The organism is Pseudoalteromonas sp. 31A1, from assembly GCF_011378815.1.
Classification (GTDB): Bacteria; Pseudomonadota; Gammaproteobacteria; order Enterobacterales; family Alteromonadaceae; genus Pseudoalteromonas; species Pseudoalteromonas arctica.
The window spans coordinates 1-20,142 of sequence record NZ_WTKY01000009.1; the positions used below are offsets into that span (position 1 = coordinate 1).

Here is a 20,142-nt window from a genome sequence, read left to right on the forward strand (position 1 = left end):
AAAAAAATCCGTAGTTAGTTTCCTAACTACGGATTTTGCATGATCGTTTGGATCGGTCAACCGGTCATTTTCTTAACTGATCGGCATTACGCTAAAAGCGTCGTTTTTTGTTCATAATAATTTAAATTTATTTAGTTAAATCATCAAAAAACTTTTTAACACCGTCAAAAAAGCCTTGCTCTTTAGGACGGTTTTTAGAGCTGTCTGTGCCCATGCTTTCATCTAACTCTTGAAGTAGTTCACGTTGACGCTCGTTAAGATTAACTGGCGTTTCGATTACCACTTTACAAATTAGATCGCCTTGGGCACCACTGCGTACAGACTTAACACCTTTGCCACGCATACGGAACATTTTGCCCGTTTGAGTTTCAGACGGTATTTTAAGTTTTGCACGACCATCAAGTGTTGGCACCTGAATTTCGCCACCAAGGCCTGCTGTAGTAAAGCTAATTGGTACTTCACAATATAAATTATTCGCTTCACGTACAAATATTTCATGTTCACGAACCGATACTTGCACGTACAAGTCGCCCGACGGCGCGCCATGCATTCCGGCTTCGCCTTCACCCGTTAAGCGAATACGGTCGCCTGTATCAACGCCAGCTGGAATTTTAACTGAAAGCGTTTTAGTTTTTTCTACGCGGCCTTGTCCATGACAACTGTTACAAGGGTCTGAAATAATTTGACCTTGTCCCTGACACGTTGGACACGTTTGCTGAACAGCAAAGAAACCTTGGCGCATTTGCACCTGGCCAGCACCATGACATGTAGTACATGTTTTAGGCTTAGAACCCGCTTTAGCACCACTGCCATCACATGGCTCACAACCAACCCATGTAGGTACTTTAATTTCAACTTCTTTACCACGAACAGCTTCTTCTAAGCTTAAGTCCATGTTGTAACGTAAATCAGATCCACGTTGTTGACGAGATTGACGTCGACCACCGCCGCCACCAAAAATATCGCCAAATACATCGCCAAATACATCACCAAAGTCGCCATGTCCGCCACCAAAACCACCGTGACCACCGCCACCACCTTGTTCAAAGGCTGCGTGACCATGTTGGTCATACATTTGACGTTTTTGATCGTCGGTTAAAATTTCGTACGCTTCTTTAACTTCTTTAAATTTTATTTCGAGATCTTTATCGCCTGCGGTACGATCTGGATGATATTTCATCGCTAAGCGTTTATACGCTTTTTTTATGTCTCGCTCACTCGCATCTTTGCTTACGCCGAGGACTTCGTAATAATCGCGTTTTGACATATCTATCACACTACTCTTTTCTGTTTACAGCGTAAGCTGCAGGATAAATCGATAAATCGCATCGATTTATCATTGAATTTTTAAACCTTGAATACATGCAAAAGGCGCGACAAGCTATTGCTCGCGCGCCTCAATTGTTCATCCTAACCTAAACACCTAACTGAGTTAAGTGTTTTTGGCTAGCGAGAAGCGGTAGCAACAATTACTTGTCGTCTTTCACTTCTTCGAACTCTGCATCAACAACGTCGTCGTCTTGCTTAGTTGACTGTTGTTCGCCAGCGTCTGCTGAACCTTGCTGTGCTTTCGCTTGAGCAATTTCCATTAGTTTTTGAGACTTTTCAGCAAGAGCTTGAGTTTTAGCTTCAATCTCTTCTTTATTGTCGCTCTTAATTGCAGCTTCTAAATCTACAACAGCAGCTTCAATTGCTTCTTTGTCTTCGTTTGGTAATGCATCGCCAGCTTCTTCAATTTGCTTACGTGTACCGTGAACTAAAGCGTCAGCTTGGTTACGAGCAGCGACAAGTTCTTCAAACTTTTTATCGTCTTCAGCATGTGCTTCTGCATCACGAACCATCGCTTCAATTTCGTCATCGCTTAAGCCTGAAGATGCTTGAATCGTAATCTTTTGCTCTTTACCTGTATCTTTATCTTTCGCAGATACATGTAAGATACCATCGGCATCAACATCAAATGTTACTTCGATTTGTGGTGTACCACGTTGTGCTGGACGAATACCTTCTAGGTTAAATTGACCTAGAGATTTATTGTCGCTTGAACGTTTACGCTCGCCTTGAAGTACATGAATTGTTACAGCAGATTGATTATCTTCAGCTGTTGAGAACGTTTGCGATTTCTTAGTAGGAATCGTCGTGTTTTTCTCAATCAATGCAGTCATTACTGAACCCATTGTCTCAATACCTAGAGATAATGGAGAAACGTCTAGTAATAGTACATCTTTAACGTCACCAGCAAGTACACCACCTTGAATCGCTGCGCCTACGGCTACTGCTTCATCAGGGTTAACATCTTTACGAGGTTCTTTACCGAAGAACTCTGCAACGATTTTTTGTACTAAAGGCATACGTGTTTGACCACCAACAAGAATAATGTCGTTGATGTCGCTTACTGATAAATCAGCATCAGCAAGTGCACGTTTAAGTGGCTCAATTGTTTTAGTTACTAAATCTTCAACTAGTGACTCAAGCTTAGCACGTGTTAGTTTCACGTTCATGTGCTTAGGACCAGATGCATCAGCGGTTACATACGGAAGGTTTACTTCTGTAGACTGTGCAGATGAAAGTTCAATTTTTGCTTTTTCAGCAGCTTCTTTAACACGTTGCATTGCAAGCGGATCATTTTTAAGGTCTAAGCCTTGATCTTTCTTGAATTCAGCTACTAAGTAGTTGATTACGCGGTTATCGAAATCTTCACCACCTAAGTGAGTGTCGCCGTTTGTAGCAAGTACTTCAAAAGTGTGCTCGCCTTCAACTTCATCAATTTCAATGATTGATAAATCGAAAGTACCGCCACCTAAGTCATATACTGCAACTACGTTTTCGCCACGGTTTTTATCCATACCGTAAGCAAGTGCCGCAGCAGTTGGCTCATTGATAATACGTTTAACTTCAAGACCCGCAATACGACCAGCATCTTTCGTAGCTTGACGTTGTGAATCATTAAAGTATGCAGGTACTGTGATTACGGCTTCAGTTACTTCTTCACCTAAGAAGTCTTCAGCTGTTTTCTTCATTTTTTTCAGTACTTCAGCAGAAATTTGTGGTGCAGCGCGTTTTTCGCCGCCCGCTTCTACCCATGCATCGCCGTTATCAGCTTTAACAATTTTAAACGGCATGATGCCGATATCGCGTTGTACTTCTTCGTCTTCAAAACGACGACCAATTAAACGCTTAATTGCAAATAATGTGTTTGTCGGGTTAGTAACCGCTTGACGCTTAGCAGATTGACCTACTAATGTTTCGCCGTCTTGCGTGTAAGCAATAATAGACGGGGTTGTGCGATCGCCTTCCGCGTTTTCAATAACACGTGCTTTGCCACCATCAAGTACTGCAACACAAGAGTTTGTAGTACCTAAATCGATTCCAATAATTTTACCCATGAAACTTCTCCAACTTCAATATTCGTTAATACGTTCGATGACATAGTAAATAGGGATGCGCCAAACTTATTTCAACTGTAAAAATGAAAAAAAATTCATTTTTTATGATTTATTTACAAAATAACCCTAATAATTGTAAGGAATGATGATTTTTACACCGCTGGAGTCGCTTTTAATTACTGGTCTGACTAGTTTGATTGTGTTATAAATTTATTAAATCGCACTATAAAAGGATATCTTCTATGCATTTTGAACAATTACTTCAGCAAGCTTCAAAAATTGGAAATTCAGACAATACCGAACAATCAACTAGCACAATGCAATTCCCAGAAAACTGGTGTCAGGGCAGAACTGCTTTTGGTGGGCTTTCGGCTGCGCTGTTATATCAAGCAATCAGAGGCAAGGTAACGGATGATCGTCGCTTACTTTCACTCAGTACTAATTTTGTAGGGCCATTACTTGCCGATACCTCTTTTTCATTGTCTGTTGAAATACTGCGCCAAGGTAAAAGCAGTACACAGGTACTCGCCAAAGCGATTCAAAATGAACAAGTGTGCGTAATTGTACAAGCGTGTTTTGCTAAAAGTAGAGAGTCGGGTATTAATGTGCCTGTTTCGAAGTCTTTGGGTTTAAAGCCAGTAGATGAGCGCCACACGTTACCTTTTATAAAAGGTCAGATGCCTGAATTTTTCCAACATGTTGATTTATGCCCCCAACAAGGTGCTATGCCATTTAGTAGTGCAGAAACTTCTCATTTAGGTGGCTGGATGCGCTTTAAACATACGCCCGAACAAATAACTGAAGCCCATGTGATTGCACTTACCGATGCATGGCCGCCAACACTTTTACAAATGTTTAAACAACCCGCTCCTGCAAGTAGCATGTCGTGGTATTTAGAGTTTGTACAAGAGCCAAACTTAACACCTGGAGAATGGCTTGGCTTTGAAGCAATTACTCATCATTCAAAAGATGGTTACGGTTTAGAGGATGGCTGTATATGGTCGCAGTCGGGTGAGCTAATAGCGCTTACACGTCAAACAGTGGCTTTATTTGATTGATGAATGGGTTTGGCCTTCATCAACAATCCTTTTATAAGTACCATTTTGCTTGATGAGCGCCAAACCAATATCAAACTCAGTAGCTAAAGAGAAGTTGTTAAAATAAGCAGGTCGATCTGCTTTTGGAAATAAAGTGTAAATTTGCACAGCTTCGGGGGATTTATGTTGATTGTAGTAATAGTAAAAAATACGCTTATCTAACACAATTACATCAACCCAACCTTTTAACAGCTTATCTACCTGCGCTTTTTGATTAATAACCTCTTGATATGAGCTAAAGTGTTTAACATTCCTTTTAAATATAGGAGGCAGATATGCCGTTGCATTTTGAAAAGCAAGAACGTTTTTATTAAACATGCCTTCTATTTTATCGATGTTATATTTATTTCGCTTGAGTGTAATGGCCACATTTTCATAACTAAGTACCGTTTTACTTGGATAAATACCCGCACTAATTCCTCCAGCATAATTTAAAAGTATATCTACTCCTTTATTATGTAATTGATGCTCAGCGCGTTTATTCGACATATATTGCACATTAATATTAGCAAATCCATTGGCATTTAACGCGGCTTTTATTAAATTTAGGTGTATACCCGAGTCCGTTTTTACAAAAACATAGGGGTGAATTGATGCGCTCGCAGCGATGATTACCTCTCGCTCTTTATTAATAGCCACAGCATTTTGCGAGCAAATAAAGAGCCACATTAATATGTAGTAAAAATAATATTTCACATGCTTCCTTTATATAACGAACAGCTTGATAGCAGAACGCGTTGTATTAATGTATTAAATATAGCAAAATTGAAGAAATATTCTTCTTGCTTGGTATTAAATTGCAAACTGTATGCCCCTGCTGCGATCTGATCATAGATATACCTCGCATAATCGCAAAACAAATGGCGATATGCCCACATTGCCACCATAAACTTTGCGAAGCCGATGTTAATCACGATAGTCGTATAGTTGCACTAAGCTTTAGCGCACTATTAATGCTGCTGAGCAGTATGTTTTACCCTTTTATTTCTTTTAGCAGTAGTGGTATTACTCAAACTATTACTCTGCCCGACGCGGCTCGGATTTTATTTAATTACGATAGTGAACTGCTTGGCTTATTTATCGATTTGAGCATTATTGCTCTGCCTATGGGTTTGCTTCTTATTTTAATTCCTTTGCATCTTGGGCTTTTAAAAACATTACCAGAGGGCATAGCAAGGCGACTACTAAAGTTCACCCTTGCGTTAGAGCCCTGGATTATGTCGGAAATATTTTTAATTGGCGTACTTGTTAGTATGGTTAAAATCATGTCGCTGGCTGATATTAGCTTTGGCACGAGTTTTTGGGCTTATGTGGGGTTTGTTATTTTATACATAGCCGCGCTTGTTCACTTAAATCGCCCACGCTTATGGGCTCAAATAAAGCCTGTAAAAGTACTCGAAGGCGCAGAGCATGCTAAACGTGCAATAGATGAAAATATTAAAGCTTGCCATGTGTGCCATCAACTTTGTACAGGTAATGTATGCCAGCGTTGCCATACTAAAACACATGTCAGAAACCCTTACAGCGTACAAAAAGCAGCAGCTTGGCTAATTACCTCTGTTGTTTGTTATATTCCAGCTAATGTTTTGCCTATTATGCATACCACTAGTCTTGGGGATGAATCCCCTTCAACTTTAATTGGTGGCGTAATTACACTTTGGAAAAGTGGCTCCTACCCTATTGCCGCTATTATATTTTTAGCCAGCGTTGTGGTGCCACTTGCTAAAGCTTTTGTATTGAGCTTTTTATGCTTTATGGTAACGAGGCCTGCCAATAGACATACAAAAAGTTACACCCGAATTTATCAACTGACTGAGTTTATTGGAAAATGGTCGATGATAGATGTATTCGTGGTTGCTATTTTAGTTGCCTTAGTTCAACTGGGTAATTTAATGTCAGTAACACCAGGATTAGGCATTGTATTTTTTACAGTTATGGTAATATGCCAAATGATGGCTGCCCATGCCTTTGACCCACGCTTGTTGTGGGATTCCCCTAAAAACAAAAAATCAGAGAACAAAGCATGACCGAAACTGCCGAAATAACAAAAGAACCGAAAATTTCCGCTATCTGGATCATTCCGGCAATTGCGCTGTTAGTAGGCATTTGGATGTTATACCAATACCAAGCTAATAAAGGCCCTACAATTTTTATCGAGATGCCACAAGCTGAGGGCATTATTGCAGGTAAAACTGAAATAAAAGTGCGCAGTGTAAAAATAGGTCAAATTGATCATGTTCGACTATCAGACACCCAAGACAGCGTTATTGCCCGTGCGCAAATAGACAAAAACTACAATAACTTATTAACTGACGATGCCAAAATTTGGGTCGTAAAACCACGCATTGATGAGACGGGTATTAGCGGAATGAGCACGCTATTGTCTGGTGTATATTTAGAGTTTTCACCCGGTGAAAGTAAAGAGCTAAAAGAGCGTTTTAAATTACAAGATGAACCCGCCCTCATTGGTAAAGATGTGAAAGGTGGCCGTTTTAAGTTAATGAGTTACAACGCTGAAGTGCTTGATGTGAGTACCGGTATATTTTTCAAAAATTATAAAATAGGTCAAATAGAAACCGCCACTTTTGATTGGGAAAATCAGGCAATGAAGTACGGCGTATTTATTAAAGAACCTTATCAAAATCTCATCACCATGAACTCTATTTTTTGGGTGAACGCAGGGATTGAAATTGACCTATCTGCAGATGGCATCAATATTAATACGGGCTCTTTAAGTAAACTTTTAAAAGGCGGTATTTCGGTTGGCTTACCTGAACAACAGGCCCCAGGTGAAATAGCACAGGATGGGCATAGCTTCTCACTAAGTCAAAGCTATAAAGAAGCGCTAGAAGAGCGCTTTTACGATTTTGATTACTACCTAATTGAATTTGAACAATCAGTTCGAGGACTACGCACAGGTGCTCCTGTCGAATATAGAGGTATGCGTGTAGGTACTGTTGTTGAAACCCCTGCCAATGTAATTATTGACGGTAAACCTGCCCACTTTAGAAACCATAATACGGCGGTTCCAGTACTTATAAAAGTAGAATACGGACGCTTGTATCACGATAGCGCCTCGGCTAAAGAGTATTGGCAAGGTAGTTTAAAAGGCTGGATTGAAAGTGGTATGCGCGCCTCGTTAAAGCCTGGTAATTTATTAACGGGTGCAGTGTACGTTGATTTTGATATATACCCAGATGCACCGCAAGCGCACCTAGGTAAACTTGTGCAGTATGATGTTTTTCCGAGTATTTCTAGCGGCATAACCGTATTAGCAGACCAAGTCTCTGACGTACTTAATAAAGTAAATAACTTAAAAGTTGAAGATAGCTTAGAACAAATGCAAGCTACATTTACCGATTACCGAGCGCTTGCTAATGAAATGCGAGAGCTACTAAGCCAAAAAGATACACAAAACTTACCAGGCGACTTTAATCGTAATTTCGAAAAGATGACAAAAAGTATGGAGCAGTTTGAAGTAACTATGCGCCAATTTGATAAAACCATGGCCAGTTACCAAGCAGGTTCTGAACTTCATCATCAAATACAGCAAACATTAAAAGAGTTTAAACGTTTAAGCGAGGGCCTACAGCCTCTAACTCGCGGATTAAACGAGCAACCTAATATGCTAATTTTTGATAAATCATTACCAGCAGATCCAAAACCAAGGAAGCAATAATGAAATCGTTATTTTTAACTGCAAGTTTATTATTACTATTGGCAGGTTGTAGTTCATCGATACAAACTGCCACACAGTATTATCAGTTTGAGCAGCCTATTGGTGCATCATCTCGAAATGTGACAGACACAGACGCACAATTAAGAATACAAACAGTTGTACTTAGAGGTGCTTTAAATAATTTAGGTATTGCTATGAAAATAGATAGCAACCAAATTCATGCCGCAAATTACAACCTGTGGGGCGAATCGCCGGATGTAATGCTCACTGCAACAGCCCAGCAAACTCTTTTTAATGCTATGCCAAATTGGATGGTAATAAAGGGCTTACCGGTCATTACTGAACTCGATCAGCAAACGTTTTATGAGCTTGAATACGAAATTCACCACTTTAATGGCGATATGGAAGGTAACGCTGATATTTCAGGGCTTTGGCGTTTATATTACACACACCCTGAAACAGGCCGACGTCTTATAAGTATTCATAATTTTTCAAACCTAGTGCCTATCGATGATGATGGATACGACGGTTTAGTTTCAACGCTTGAAGCAACATGGCTAAATATAAACCTAAATGTTGCAAAACAAATAGAACAAGCAAGACTTTAATCATTAAGTGAAAATATAATTACGGCGGTTTTATCATCAATTACCGTCGAATCTTACTTTTTGCTGCTTCTTCAATAATTTTTTAAGTTGATGAATGGCATCTCTTTACATCAAGGAATTAGCGCTACAAAGCACTCTATTAAACCGCCTCTAATAAAATTTTATCAAACATGTAAATTTTTGTTGACTGAAATTAAAAAGCGGATTATTTTTGCGCCGATGTTTTTACAGGCACAACAATAGCGGTTTGCACTCCTTGCACCGTCTGGCGCCAAAGCCAACGCGTTTCACTTAAGCCGCTATTTAACATAACTGTTTATGTGTCCCTCCCACGCGTACAAAAGCAGTGACTTGGAAAATGATTTAACAACAAACTTATCATCTTCTTTGTTTTTGTATAAGCAGCTTGAAAATTAATTTAATTTTGATGCATGCTTTTAATTTTGTGAATACTTAAATGCTTGAACCTTCTGCGTTGAGTTTACTACCACCGTTAGTGGTGGTTGTATTGGCTGTTGTATTACGCCGCCCTATTTTATCTTTACTTATTGGTGCTTTAGTTGGTTTAGTTATAGCCGACCCTGCACAGGTACTTACTAACTTTGCGAGTACATCGCTAAAAGTGATGACAGACGAAACCATCGGCTGGCTAATACTTGTATGTGGTGGTTTTGGCGCACTTATCGCACTATTAGTGCGTACAGGTGGCGCATCGGCTTTTGGCAAGTTAGCTCTTAAGTACACCAAAGGTAAGCGTTCATCGTTGTTCATGACCTTTTGTTTAGGTGTGGTTATTTTTATTGATGACTACTTAAATGCGCTTACCGTGGGTGAAACCATGAAACGCATTACCGATAAATTTAAAGTTAGCCGCGAAATGCTTGCTTACGTTGTTGACTCAACTGCAGCACCAATTTGTGTGCTTGTCCCTTTATCTACCTGGGCGGTATTTTTTAGTGGCTTATTGGTAGATAACGGTATTGCTGAAGAAGGCAAAGGTATTGCTGTTTATATTCAAGCTATTCCGTACATGTTTTACGCGTGGTTTGCAGTGCTTGTTGTTTTACTTGTTGTGTTGGGTGTTATTCCTGCGATTGGTCCAATGAAAAAAGCAGAACAAATGGCGCAAATTGAGCAAGCTCAAGTCGATCCAGCTCAATACAATAACGTTCAAACGGCAGATGAATACGCAGTAAAAGCAGCTGAAGAAAACTTTGAAGACGCTGATCCTAAAGGTAAATTACGTAACTTTTTGGTGCCGATTATTTTACTGGTTGCATTTACTGTTTACTTTGAAATTGACGTATACAAAGGCTTATTAGCAACAATGGCGGTCACTCTCCCATTTTATGCACTACAAAAATTAATGAGCGTAAGTGAAATGATTGAGCGCATGCTTGATGGCTTTAAAAGTATGATCCCCGCGATTGGTACTGTTATAGCGGCGTTTATATTTAAAGATGTATGCGACTTAATTGGTTTACCTCAGTTTGTTATTGGCAGCTTAAGCCCTTATATGACTGCTGCATATTTACCAGCCGTGGTATTTATTTCAATGGCTATTTTAGCGTTTGCAACAGGGTCGAGCTGGGGTATTTTTGCTGTATCAATTCCGATTGTTATGCCACTGGCAAATGCGGTTGATGCAAACATACCACTGGTCATTGGTGCGCTATTATCGGCTTCTTCTTTTGGTAGCCAAGCGTGTTTTTACTCAGATTCAACCGTACTCGCAGCGCAAGGCTCTGGTTGTAATTTAATGAGCCATGCCGTTACACAATTGCCTTACACGCTAATTGCTGCGGCATTAGCTGTTATAGGCTTTTTAATAATGGCTTAAATTTACTTAAATAAAAACCCCAATGTAGCAATACATTGGGGTTTATTTTTAGCTGTATAAATAAAGCTTATTTTTGTAGTTTAATACCATTGTAATAGGCATCAAGCGTTGTGATTTTAGTTTGATTTGGTAAATCGGCAAAGTCACTTTCTATAAACTTAGTACCACGTAATTGCACATTTAAACGTGCCGCATTAGGATTAAGCATTGTTTGCTTGTAGTAGTCTTTTATATCTGCAAGCGTTACTTTTTCAACTTCATCAATCAGCTTTTGCTTAGAATCAAAGGTAAAATTTTCACGGTACCAATCGTTTATAAGTGGGCTCATTTCGTCACTTAAGTTTTTAGGCTGCTCTTTAAGCGATACTAGGGTTGAATTTTTAAGCTGCTCAAAAGTCTCTTCGCTCATGTTATCAAGTTCAACTGCGTATTCTTTTTTAAACTTATCAAAACGAGCTTGTATTTCTTTAGGACCTTTAACCGGTGTTTGAATATACAAACCAATTGCTGAGTAATCCTCGATTGGGCGAGCTAATGCACCTACTGCGTATGCAAGCTGCTCCTCAGTACGCATTTTATCAAACGCAACTGTTCTAAAGTGGCTTTGTAATACAGCCGCTTCTGCTTTTTGTTTGTAACCCGCAACAGGGTGAACGGTCATATCAACCACCGCTACATCGGCTACATCAATATCTTTTTGCAGTACCAGCGTTTCGCCCGGTTGTGGCAACCATGCTTTGCTTCGCGCAAATTCACTGCGTTTATGGTTGCTTGGTAATGTTGCACTTAATTCGTCTGCAATCGCGTCTATATCTTGCTGATTGTAGTTACCGTAACTAAATACGCGTAAATCGTTTTGTGCAAACGTAGCTGTTTTTAATTGTGCTAAGTCGGCAACACTCACTGAGTCAGCGGCTTTAATAAGCGCGTCTGTATCAAAACCACCTGTACGCGTTAGTTTTGAATACTCGCCAAATGCTTGTGCATACGGAAACTGTTTTTGTTGGTTTAGTAAATTACGTTTAAAGCGATCAACTGCTTGGCTAAATGCTTGTGCTGTTTCATCGGCTTTTAATCCGGTTAAAGCTTGTTTAAGCAATACATCTTGTTTATCTGTAAAACCACTCATAGATAAAACAAGACCATTACTCGGCGCAAGGCTTACACTCATACCAGCGATTGCTGCTTCGGTACTTAACTGACTTTGTTGAATATTGTATAAATCAGCCCAAACAGAATAAAGTACTTCTGCCTTAATATCGTTCAAACCGGGTTGAGTATTTATATAAACTTCAACAAGCCCTTTTGGCTGCTCTGCAAATTTTTGACTTGCTTGGCGCCATACTTTTACACCATTTTTATCGTAAGCAAGCTCAGGGTGTTTTTGCTCTTTAAATGCTTGAGTTTTTATTGCAAAATTTTCAGGCAATAAATTGTTTACAGTTGGTAGTGCTAACTTAAATTCGCTTGGTTTTTTCCAGCTGGCAATTTCATCATCGCTAATATCACTAATGCGGTATTTGCCGTCGTAAAAGTGTAGTTGCGAGTCAGTCTCTTCTTGCTGCGATACATACCAAATACGAAGAGTATCGGCATTTAACTGCTCAAGTACTTTATTTACAGCATCAGCGTCAAATTTTGCATAATAGTAAGGTGCATTAATAGCGTGATTTAACGGATAGTCTTGCATGCTTTGCGTAAGTGAACTTACATAATTAAACTCATCACCTTTTTCTAAAAACTTAAACTGGTTATTTAGTGATGTACGAATTTCGTTGAAGTACTTGCTATCAACGCCCTCTTTTTTAATTAAATCGATGTACTGCATAATAGTCGCAACTATTTCGTCACGATTTTTCATGCCTTCATCTGTAAGCTCTGCGTTTACGTTTAATGACCCGTAATTACCATATTGATTTGGTGCAGCTGAAGCTGACAACTGAGATACCCACCCTTTGTCACGAAGCAGTTGCGCTGGGCTGCCCGGCATTTCATTACTTAGTAAATACGCTACAAATCGGTTTGGTTTAAGCGCGAACTCGCTATTATTATTAGCAATGGTGAAATCAAGTTGTAGCTGTTTTACATCTTCATTTGGTGCATAAAACACGCGTTTACCGCCAGCGTTATCAAAATCAAGCTTTGCAGTTACTGTTGGTTTTTCTATGTTTTTATTTTTTATATCAGCAAAGTATTTTTGTGCTTTTTGCTCCATTTCAGCAATAGGTAAATTAGAAATAAGCGCTACTTTCATGACATTTGAAGAATAATATTTATTATAAAAATCAACCGTTTCTTTGTGAAGAGAACTATTTTCTTTGTCACCAAGTGTTTCTAGGTTACCAATTAAAAAGCGATTAGCTGGGTGATCGCCCATCATTTTACGCGCTAGTTTAAATTGACCAAAAAAGTCCATTTCGCGACGCATTGACCACTCTGCGTTTACTGCATTTTTTTCTTTGTCTGTGTATTCAGGGTATAACTTAGGTGCCTTAAAAAAGTCGGCAAAACGGTCTAGCCCTTCATCAAACGCGTCGTTATTAATTTTAAACATGTAATTAGTAATATCGAGCCAAGTATACGCATTGTGCGCGCCACCATTTTTGGTCATAAAATCAGAATACCCTTTTGTATCTGGGTAACGATCAGTGCCTAAAAACAGCATGTGTTCTAAATAATGCGCCATACCCTGTTGCGACATCGGGTCGTGTAGTAAACCTACACCTACACTTAGTGCCGCTGCTGACTTTTCAGCACCAGGATCAGACACTAAAATAACTTCAATATCGTTTGCTAATTTAAGTGTTTTATATTCGCGGTTATCGTTAGGACTTACAACTAACGTGTCTGATAATAAAGAGGCCGGAGGCGCCACAGAAACCGAAGCTGTATTTGAACAACCACTTAAAACTGCAAGTGCGATTGCACTAAAACCAATAATCTTTTTCATTTTTGTTTTCCATTAAAAAGTATTGCGCAAAATAGCATGCGCCAATTCAAAGCAATATAGTTAAGCTAAACTAACATTTTCAATTAATAACTTTCTACAAAATAACGCTATTTTGTGTAACACATTGTGAAAAATGTCTTCATAATCGGCTATTAGTTGCGAGTCTGCCAACTTTCGAGATTAAAAATCATTCAATATCAAAAGATACACAAACTCTAAATAATAATAAGGAAAAACAATGGAAAAAATCATCATACTTGCCATGTTTGCACAAGTTACGCTTTCACTGGTTGTCATGCTCATTATGGGTAAAAGGCGCTTTGCAGCAGCTAAAAACAAACAATTAGATTTAAGCGATTTTAAAACAATGCAATTAGATAAGGCTGGCGACACTATTAGGGTTGCAGATAGAAACTTTTCAAATCAGTTTGAAATACCTGTGCTTTTTTACGCGGGGTGTTTACTTGCACTACAGCTAAATAGCGCCAGTACACTTGTGGCTATACTGGCCTGTTTATTTGTAGCAACACGTATTGTGCATAGTGTTATTCATTTAGGTGAAAATAACGTACGAGCACGTTTTAAAGTGTTTTTACTAGGTTGTGCTTGTGTGTTTTCAATTTGGCTTGCGATGGTTTGGCGAGTATTACTTTAAACAGCAAAGTTTAATAATAATGTGGGCGGCTGGTTTACGCCATCCACATTACCGTTAATTTTAATTATTTAGCACGTTTTAAACGAGGAACCGCAAGTAAAAAAGCACCTAAAAGCCAAATTAATCCGCCGCCAGAACTGCTACCTGAATCTGTTGATGTGTCAGAATCAATTAGCGTATTTTCAGTAACAGTAAGACCTGCGGCTGAATTAGGATCATCATCCATTACCGCCACGTTTTGAATAGTCACTAAATTAGCACTGCTAATTGTTACATCAGTGCTTGCACATTGTTCAGCAGTAATACCAACAACGGGTGTTTCACCACAGTGTACTAATGCTGCAATTTTATCTAACGTTGATTGGCTTGCTGCAGTAATTTGTCCAAACACAGTAAAGCCACCGTTTTGCGTATCAAGTGCTGCACTATTGTCTGTAATATTAAAAAACCACTGGCTTGTTGCGCTATTAGCATCACCCGATAGTTTAGCCATCGCAATGGTGCCCTTAACATTAGAAAAAACGGGTTCATTTTCTACAGCAGGTTTTGTGGTAATCGCATCTAGCGAGTCAGAAAATGTAAATCCCCCCCCTTGAATAACAAAGTTACTAACAGAGCGGTGAATTACTGTTTCGTTATATGAATCGTCTTGAACGTAGCTTAAAAAATTTGCAACTGTTTTAGGTGTTTGTTGATCAAACAAGTTAATTTCTATGACACCTTGGCTCGTGTTCATTTCGACAATAGTGGCAGCACTTGTAAAGCTTGCTGCGGCGAGTACTGAGCCAAGTAAAAGTTTTTTCATGTTGTATTCCTGTTGTTATATTTTTAGATAATTGTTAATGCGTTAACACATTAATGCCATAGGCGATTAAAATCGATTCTAAAGTGCGAGTTGATACAAATTAGACCGTGTTGATAACAAATTAATTACATATACCATTACTTATATTCTTTTTAGCTATATAAATCTAATTATTTAAAATTAAATCATCTTAAGAGTATGGCTACTTTTTGTTACCTTTAAAAAACACAAAACAACAGGATCTTATAATGCCACACACTAAACATGCAATTTGCGACTTTGGTTTACACAAAGGCGAACCCTATACAAAACTGCCAGCAAGCTTTTTAACCTGGATGATAGGTACTAATCACCACAAGCGAGAGTATGCGAATACGGAGTTGAAGCGTCGTGAACGTGCTGCCACAAACCAATTAACAGCTCCTTCCAAATAAAATGTAAATAAGTACGTTTTTTTAGCATGGAACTAGTTTAAACTAGCTGCCTGATAAATTAAGTAGACCTTAATCCATAGGTATTTTATGCGTATAATTATTTTATTTTCGGTTATTTTTAGTGTACTCGGATGCACATCTCCTGCTCCTGAATCCGTGTTTAGCGCTACCCCGACTAAATATTTAACTGTTCTTCATACTAATGATAACCACGGGCGTTTTTGGCAAAACGAAAAAGGCGAATACGGTATGGCCGCTCGCAAAACGTTAATTGACTCTTTACGCAATAAAGCTCAAAAGCAAGGTCATGCAGTATTACTACTCTCTGGTGGTGATATAAATACAGGTATTCCTGAGTCAGACTTACAAAAAGCAGAGCCTGACTTTAAAGGAATGTCGCTGATTGGTTACGATGCAATGGCATTGGGTAATCACGAATTCGACAACCCTATTGATGTATTGAAGCAACAGCAAAAATGGGTGAACTTTCCTTTTCTATCAGCCAATATATTTGAAAAAGAGTCAGGCGAACACGCGTTTGATAGCTATAAAATATTCAAAAAGAATGGATTAACTATTGCTGTTATTGGTTTAACAACAACCGACACAGCTAAAATTGGTAATCCACAGTATATTGGGCACTTAGAGTTTAAAGACCCTGTTGACGTTACAGCAAAACTAGCTAAAGAAATAAAAGCTAAGTATAACCCTGACATTACAATCGCCCTGACTCATATGGGTCATTATGTTGATGCTAGCTTTGGTATTAACGCACCCGGTGATGTAACACTCGCTCGCTCACTTCCTGCAAACACCCTTGATATGATCATTGGTGGCCACTCTCAAGAACCTGTATGTATGAGCGATACAAATGTAAATGACGATAGCTTTAAACCAGGTCTTGCCTGTAAACCAGACCAACAAAACGGTACTTACATTATGCAAGCCCATGAATGGGGTAAGTATGTTGGTAAAGCTGAGTTTAAGTTTGAAAACGGAAAATTAACGTTACTAGACTACAAACTGATGCCAGTTAATTTGTATGTAGATAAAGTACAAGCTGATGGCTCAACTAAAGAAGTATTAGCAAACGAGTACATTAAACCAGACTCAAAACTTGAATCTTATTTAGCGGTATACCAAGCTAAAGGCGCTAAACAAATTGAAGGTACTATTGGTGAAGTAGATGCTCGCTTAGAAGGTGACAGAAACAAAGTTCGCTACCAACAAACAAATCTTGCACGCGTAATTATTCAAGCTCAAATGGATGTAGTGGGTGCAGACTTTGGACTAATAAGTGGTGGTGGTATTCGCAGCTCAATAGAGGCTGGTGAAGTGAGCTATAAAGATATTTTAAAAGTACATCCTTTTAAAAATCGTATTACTTACATGGATTGGCAAGGCAGTGATTTATGGGACTATTTAAATACAGTAACGAGCTTCCCACCGGATGCTGGCGCTTATTTGCAATACCATAAACTATCGTTTGAGCGTAAAAATAATCAGTTAGTTAATGTTGTTATTAACGGCCAACCTTTGAACAAAAATAAAACTTACCGTATGAGCTTAAATAGCTATAACGCATCAGGCGGTGATGGCTATCCTGCGCTTACAAATAAAAAAGGCTTTGTTAGTACAGACGAAACAGATGCCCAAGCACTTCAAGATTTTATATCAAAAAACAGCCCTCTTAAAACGGCTGAATTTACTCCTAAATAGCCTCTAATAATAGGAAAGTAACCTTGTTACTTTCCTATTATTTCAATACTGCCCTTTTTAATATTTGCCAGCCCATAACTATGCAGACGAGAGCGAGAACCCTCCCCGTATGCTTTAGGTGGATAATATAACTCTTTTTCTTCGGGATACTCGCTGAGTACTTCATCTAATGCAGCACGTACTTCGCTCAGGGTTTTTTCTAGGCTATTATTAAAGTTAGGCCTTTTTCTAACTGTATGGCCGAGTTCGACCAACCTATAAAAATACTTGTTAGCAAGCTCTAGCAGCTCCTCTGGCACATCTTTATTATGACTAAGCGCTACATCATCGTTATTTGTACAATACTCTACAAGTGCTAAATAAAAGCACAATGGCTTATTGGCTAAACACATTTTTTGTTCTGTATTACAACTACTTGATAATGTTTTATCATTAAGGTCAACAATAAGTATCAACGGCGTAGGCTCTGCAATTGATTGATGCTGTGCATTATTAAACTGCTTATTGCTCTGTTTAATAAACGCAAACTTTACCCAAAAACTAATCAATACACTTAATACTAAAAATATAAAATAGTAAATAAAATGGCTCAATGTAAAGTGGGCTTGTTGGACGTTAAATACAACTAATACGAACCCATTATTAGTGCTCAAACTACGTATTATTTGGTGTGAGTTTACAGGTGTTACCATCTCGTTTTTTGGTGCAATAGCAACAACTTTGAGCTCGTTCGAATTAATGTAGCTGTTTAAAGTTTTAATGTAGCTGTTAACTGCATCTTTATTACCTGAATGCTTTAGCAGCTCATTCGATAAATCGAGTAAGGGTAAGTCGAGTGCTATTTGCCTTTCTATCTGCGTAATTTTTTGTTTAGCTACTTGCTGGCTTTTTTGAGTTACAGAAATATAAAAGACAGACGACAAAATAAAAAACAAACTTATAATAACAAGTAATTGCTTATACTTACTCATCACCAACCTCCTCTTTTAAGCCTACTGAGCTGGCGCCACAGCGCCAAAATGGCTGGACGTTTTGATAGTAATGCAAACTTTGATCTTTAGACATATCAAGCAAATTTTCCTGCACTGCGCATAATAAATCAGTGTTGTTTTGCTGCATTTTTAAATACCATCTTGTTCCAGAAATATTATTACTCAATGGCGTAATATAGTTTTTTGAAAAACGTTTTTCGTCGCTCTCTTTCCAAAACGAAGCAATAATATCTACTTTTCCATTAGCGAGTAAATCACGTAATTCGTTATGAGAGCTAGCATAAGTGATTTTCAAATTGGCTAAATTAATATCCAACTCTTTAAACGTTTGCTTTGGTAAAATATGCCCTGACCGGCTGGTCGGATAATCAAGCAAACCTATGCGCTTATCTAAAAAGTATTGTTTAGTAACTCTAGGTTTTTCTTTAGAAGATATAAAAAAAGCCGTGTAGTCAGAAAAGCCAACAACGGGCTGGTAGTTATAGGTCGACTCTGCTTTAAAGGCTGCCATAATATTGTTTTTAGCCAAAATTAAGTCAGCAATTCCTTTACCCACAAACTCAAAGCTGTCTGCCGTTCTATACCCCCAATACCCTTTTACAGAGCCATATTGCTTAGCCACCACGTTATCAGAGCATAACTTTTGTGTTAATAACTTAGCTATTTTTTTTGATTGCGTAAAAACAATTAATTGGCCTTTGTTACTTGTTGCAGTTGTTTGACACTCTGTTGAGGTTTCGATCATAACTGGAAAGTGTAATTCATCATTGTATACACTAACTTGACCGCAAACCCACGTAACGACCAATAATAGAAACAAAAATGTAACAATTAACATTTTGTGCAACACGATATTTTTAAAATTCAAAGCAATGCCACTCAAAAATAGACTATATAGTGCATTTGAACAATTTCGCTTACTTATTACAACAAGTAATTTTACCTGTTAAACATAAACTATTGATTTAAAAGTAATGTGAATAAGAAACTATGAATTTTAATGAGTCCTTCCTATCAACACCAAAAGTAAGGACAATTGACCGCATTAGCCTGTAGCAACGCCATGAAATATTCATTAAGGAAGTTCTAATGCATAGCAATATAAAGTACTCGATATCTTCTGCGCTTTTGATTAGTGCAATATTTACAAGCACTGACTCACATGCTTGGGGTCAAAATGGCCACCGCATTGTAGGTAAGATTGCAGAATCTCATATAAGCGAAACAACTAAAGCGGCAATACAACCCTACCTTGATGGTGAATCACTTGCACAAATATCAACGTGGCCTGATGAAATGCGCTCTGCCCCTGGCGAGTTTTGGCAAAAGCAATCATCTCGTTGGCATTATATTAATGCAGCACCAGGAAAATCTTTCAGCTTCAATCACGAGCACACTAAAAACAAAGAATCTGTAAGTAATATCCTAGAAGGCATTCACTATTCAATGCAAACGCTCACTGATAAAAATAGCACCTTAGATGCTAAACAGTTCAGTTTACGTTTTTTAGTACATTTGGTGGGCGACAGTCACCAACCATTTCATGCTGGTCGAAGTGAAGATAGAGGTGGCAACCGTATTAAGGTTTCATTTTTTAACGAAGAAACAAATCTTCACAGCCTTTGGGATACAAAGTTAGTTGAGAACGAGAATTTATCGTTTACTGAGTACGCACAATTTATTGATACAAATAACAGCGAGTTAATTGCTGAGTATTTACAAAGCTCACCTATGACATGGGTTGAAGAATCTCATAATTTAGCCACAAAAATTTATAAATATACCAACAACGAAATTGGTTATAGCTACATATATAACAATACTCCAATTATAAAGACGCGCTTACAACAAGCGGGTATTCGATTAGCTGGATTACTAAATGCCCTATTTGACCCTTCTGCAAAAGAGTTAGAAACGGCACTGAAAATGACGACTGACAAATAAACTGTATTAAATTTATATAACCTACACACGGGAAAT

General features: G+C 38.4%; 16 protein-coding genes. 9 read left to right on the forward strand and 7 right to left on the reverse strand.

From position 1 onward, the window contains the following. Window positions 1–127: 127 nt before the first annotated feature. Both dnaJ and dnaK read right to left on the reverse strand, forming a co-directional pair. The gene (gene dnaJ / locus GQR52_RS10160; protein ID WP_010553942.1) at window positions 128–1,267 is read right to left on the reverse strand and encodes a molecular chaperone DnaJ; all 1,140 of its coding nucleotides are present in this window, start codon (window positions 1,265–1,267) and stop codon (window positions 128–130) included. A 202-nt stretch (window positions 1,268–1,469) separates the two neighbouring features. Continuing rightward, window positions 1,470–3,383 (reverse strand): molecular chaperone DnaK, encoded by a 1,914-nt coding sequence (gene dnaK / locus GQR52_RS10165; protein WP_008171317.1) that lies wholly within the window; start codon window positions 3,381–3,383, stop codon window positions 1,470–1,472. A 242-nt stretch (window positions 3,384–3,625) separates the two neighbouring features. On the opposite strand from dnaK, the gene GQR52_RS10170 reads away from it, so the two are divergent. After that, on the forward strand, window positions 3,626–4,441 hold the full coding sequence (locus GQR52_RS10170; RefSeq protein WP_024593153.1) for a thioesterase family protein: 816 nt from the start codon (window positions 3,626–3,628) through the stop codon (window positions 4,439–4,441). On the opposite strand, the gene GQR52_RS10175 is transcribed toward GQR52_RS10170, so the two are convergent. Beyond that, window positions 4,430–5,176: a transporter substrate-binding domain-containing protein gene (locus tag GQR52_RS10175; RefSeq protein ID WP_024593152.1), complete on the reverse strand. Its 747-nt coding sequence runs from the start codon at window positions 5,174–5,176 to the stop codon at window positions 4,430–4,432. The genes GQR52_RS10170 and GQR52_RS10175 overlap by 12 nt on opposite strands. Before the next feature lie 164 nt (window positions 5,177–5,340). On the opposite strand from GQR52_RS10175, the gene GQR52_RS10180 reads away from it, so the two are divergent. From GQR52_RS10180 to GQR52_RS10195, 4 genes are all read left to right on the forward strand, one after another. After that, entirely contained in the window at window positions 5,341–6,507 is a 1,167-nt protein-coding gene (locus GQR52_RS10180) for a paraquat-inducible protein A (protein ID WP_024593151.1), read from the forward strand. Then, window positions 6,504–8,159, forward strand: coding sequence for an intermembrane transport protein PqiB (gene pqiB / locus GQR52_RS10185; RefSeq protein WP_165728348.1), 1,656 nt, complete (start codon window positions 6,504–6,506; stop codon window positions 8,157–8,159). Before GQR52_RS10180 ends, pqiB begins: the two co-directional genes overlap by 4 nt. After that, window positions 8,159–8,767: a PqiC family protein gene (locus GQR52_RS10190; RefSeq protein WP_007582431.1), complete on the forward strand. Its 609-nt coding sequence runs from the start codon at window positions 8,159–8,161 to the stop codon at window positions 8,765–8,767. Before pqiB ends, GQR52_RS10190 begins: the two co-directional genes overlap by 1 nt. 457 nt (window positions 8,768–9,224) lie before the next feature. After that, complete coding sequence (locus tag GQR52_RS10195) at window positions 9,225–10,607, forward strand: Na+/H+ antiporter NhaC family protein (RefSeq protein ID WP_007582429.1); 1,383 nt, start codon at window positions 9,225–9,227, stop codon at window positions 10,605–10,607. A 67-nt stretch (window positions 10,608–10,674) separates the two neighbouring features. Here the strand turns inward: GQR52_RS10195 and GQR52_RS10200 are convergent, their stop codons facing one another. Beyond that, window positions 10,675–13,557, reverse strand: coding sequence for an insulinase family protein (locus tag GQR52_RS10200; RefSeq protein ID WP_165728349.1), 2,883 nt, complete (start codon window positions 13,555–13,557; stop codon window positions 10,675–10,677). A 238-nt stretch (window positions 13,558–13,795) separates the two neighbouring features. Here GQR52_RS10200 and GQR52_RS10205 point away from each other — a divergent pair, with 238 nt between their 5' ends. Next, window positions 13,796–14,212 carry an MAPEG family protein gene (locus tag GQR52_RS10205; RefSeq protein ID WP_024593147.1) on the forward strand — a complete coding sequence of 139 codons (417 nt, stop codon included), beginning with the start codon at window positions 13,796–13,798 and terminating at the stop codon, window positions 14,210–14,212. A 64-nt stretch (window positions 14,213–14,276) separates the two neighbouring features. Here the strand turns inward: GQR52_RS10205 and GQR52_RS10210 are convergent, their stop codons facing one another. Then, on the reverse strand, window positions 14,277–15,017 hold the full coding sequence (locus tag GQR52_RS10210) for a peptidylprolyl isomerase (protein WP_101163565.1): 741 nt from the start codon (window positions 15,015–15,017) through the stop codon (window positions 14,277–14,279). A 248-nt stretch (window positions 15,018–15,265) separates the two neighbouring features. Here GQR52_RS10210 and GQR52_RS10215 point away from each other — a divergent pair, with 248 nt between their 5' ends. Together GQR52_RS10215 and ushA are read left to right on the forward strand one after the other, a co-directional pair. Next, window positions 15,266–15,451: a hypothetical protein gene (locus GQR52_RS10215; RefSeq protein WP_024591811.1), complete on the forward strand. Its 186-nt coding sequence runs from the start codon at window positions 15,266–15,268 to the stop codon at window positions 15,449–15,451. An 87-nt stretch (window positions 15,452–15,538) separates the two neighbouring features. Beyond that, window positions 15,539–17,170, forward strand: coding sequence for a bifunctional UDP-sugar hydrolase/5'-nucleotidase UshA (gene ushA, locus GQR52_RS10220; protein ID WP_024593144.1), 1,632 nt, complete (start codon window positions 15,539–15,541; stop codon window positions 17,168–17,170). A gap of 26 nt (window positions 17,171–17,196) precedes the next feature. Here the strand turns inward: ushA and GQR52_RS10225 are convergent, their stop codons facing one another. Together GQR52_RS10225 and GQR52_RS10230 are read right to left on the reverse strand one after the other, a co-directional pair. Further along, the gene (locus GQR52_RS10225; RefSeq protein WP_165728350.1) at window positions 17,197–18,141 is read right to left on the reverse strand and encodes a hypothetical protein; all 945 of its coding nucleotides are present in this window, start codon (window positions 18,139–18,141) and stop codon (window positions 17,197–17,199) included. Further along, on the reverse strand, window positions 18,134–19,000 hold the full coding sequence (locus GQR52_RS10230; RefSeq protein ID WP_197119942.1) for a hypothetical protein: 867 nt from the start codon (window positions 18,998–19,000) through the stop codon (window positions 18,134–18,136). The genes GQR52_RS10225 and GQR52_RS10230 overlap by 8 nt, the downstream gene beginning before the upstream one ends. A gap of 251 nt (window positions 19,001–19,251) precedes the next feature. Here GQR52_RS10230 and GQR52_RS10235 point away from each other — a divergent pair, with 251 nt between their 5' ends. Further along, a complete protein-coding gene (locus GQR52_RS10235) occupies window positions 19,252–20,106 on the forward strand; it encodes a S1/P1 nuclease (RefSeq protein WP_165728351.1) in 855 nt (284 codons plus the stop codon). The last annotated feature ends 36 nt before the right edge of the window (window positions 20,107–20,142 follow it).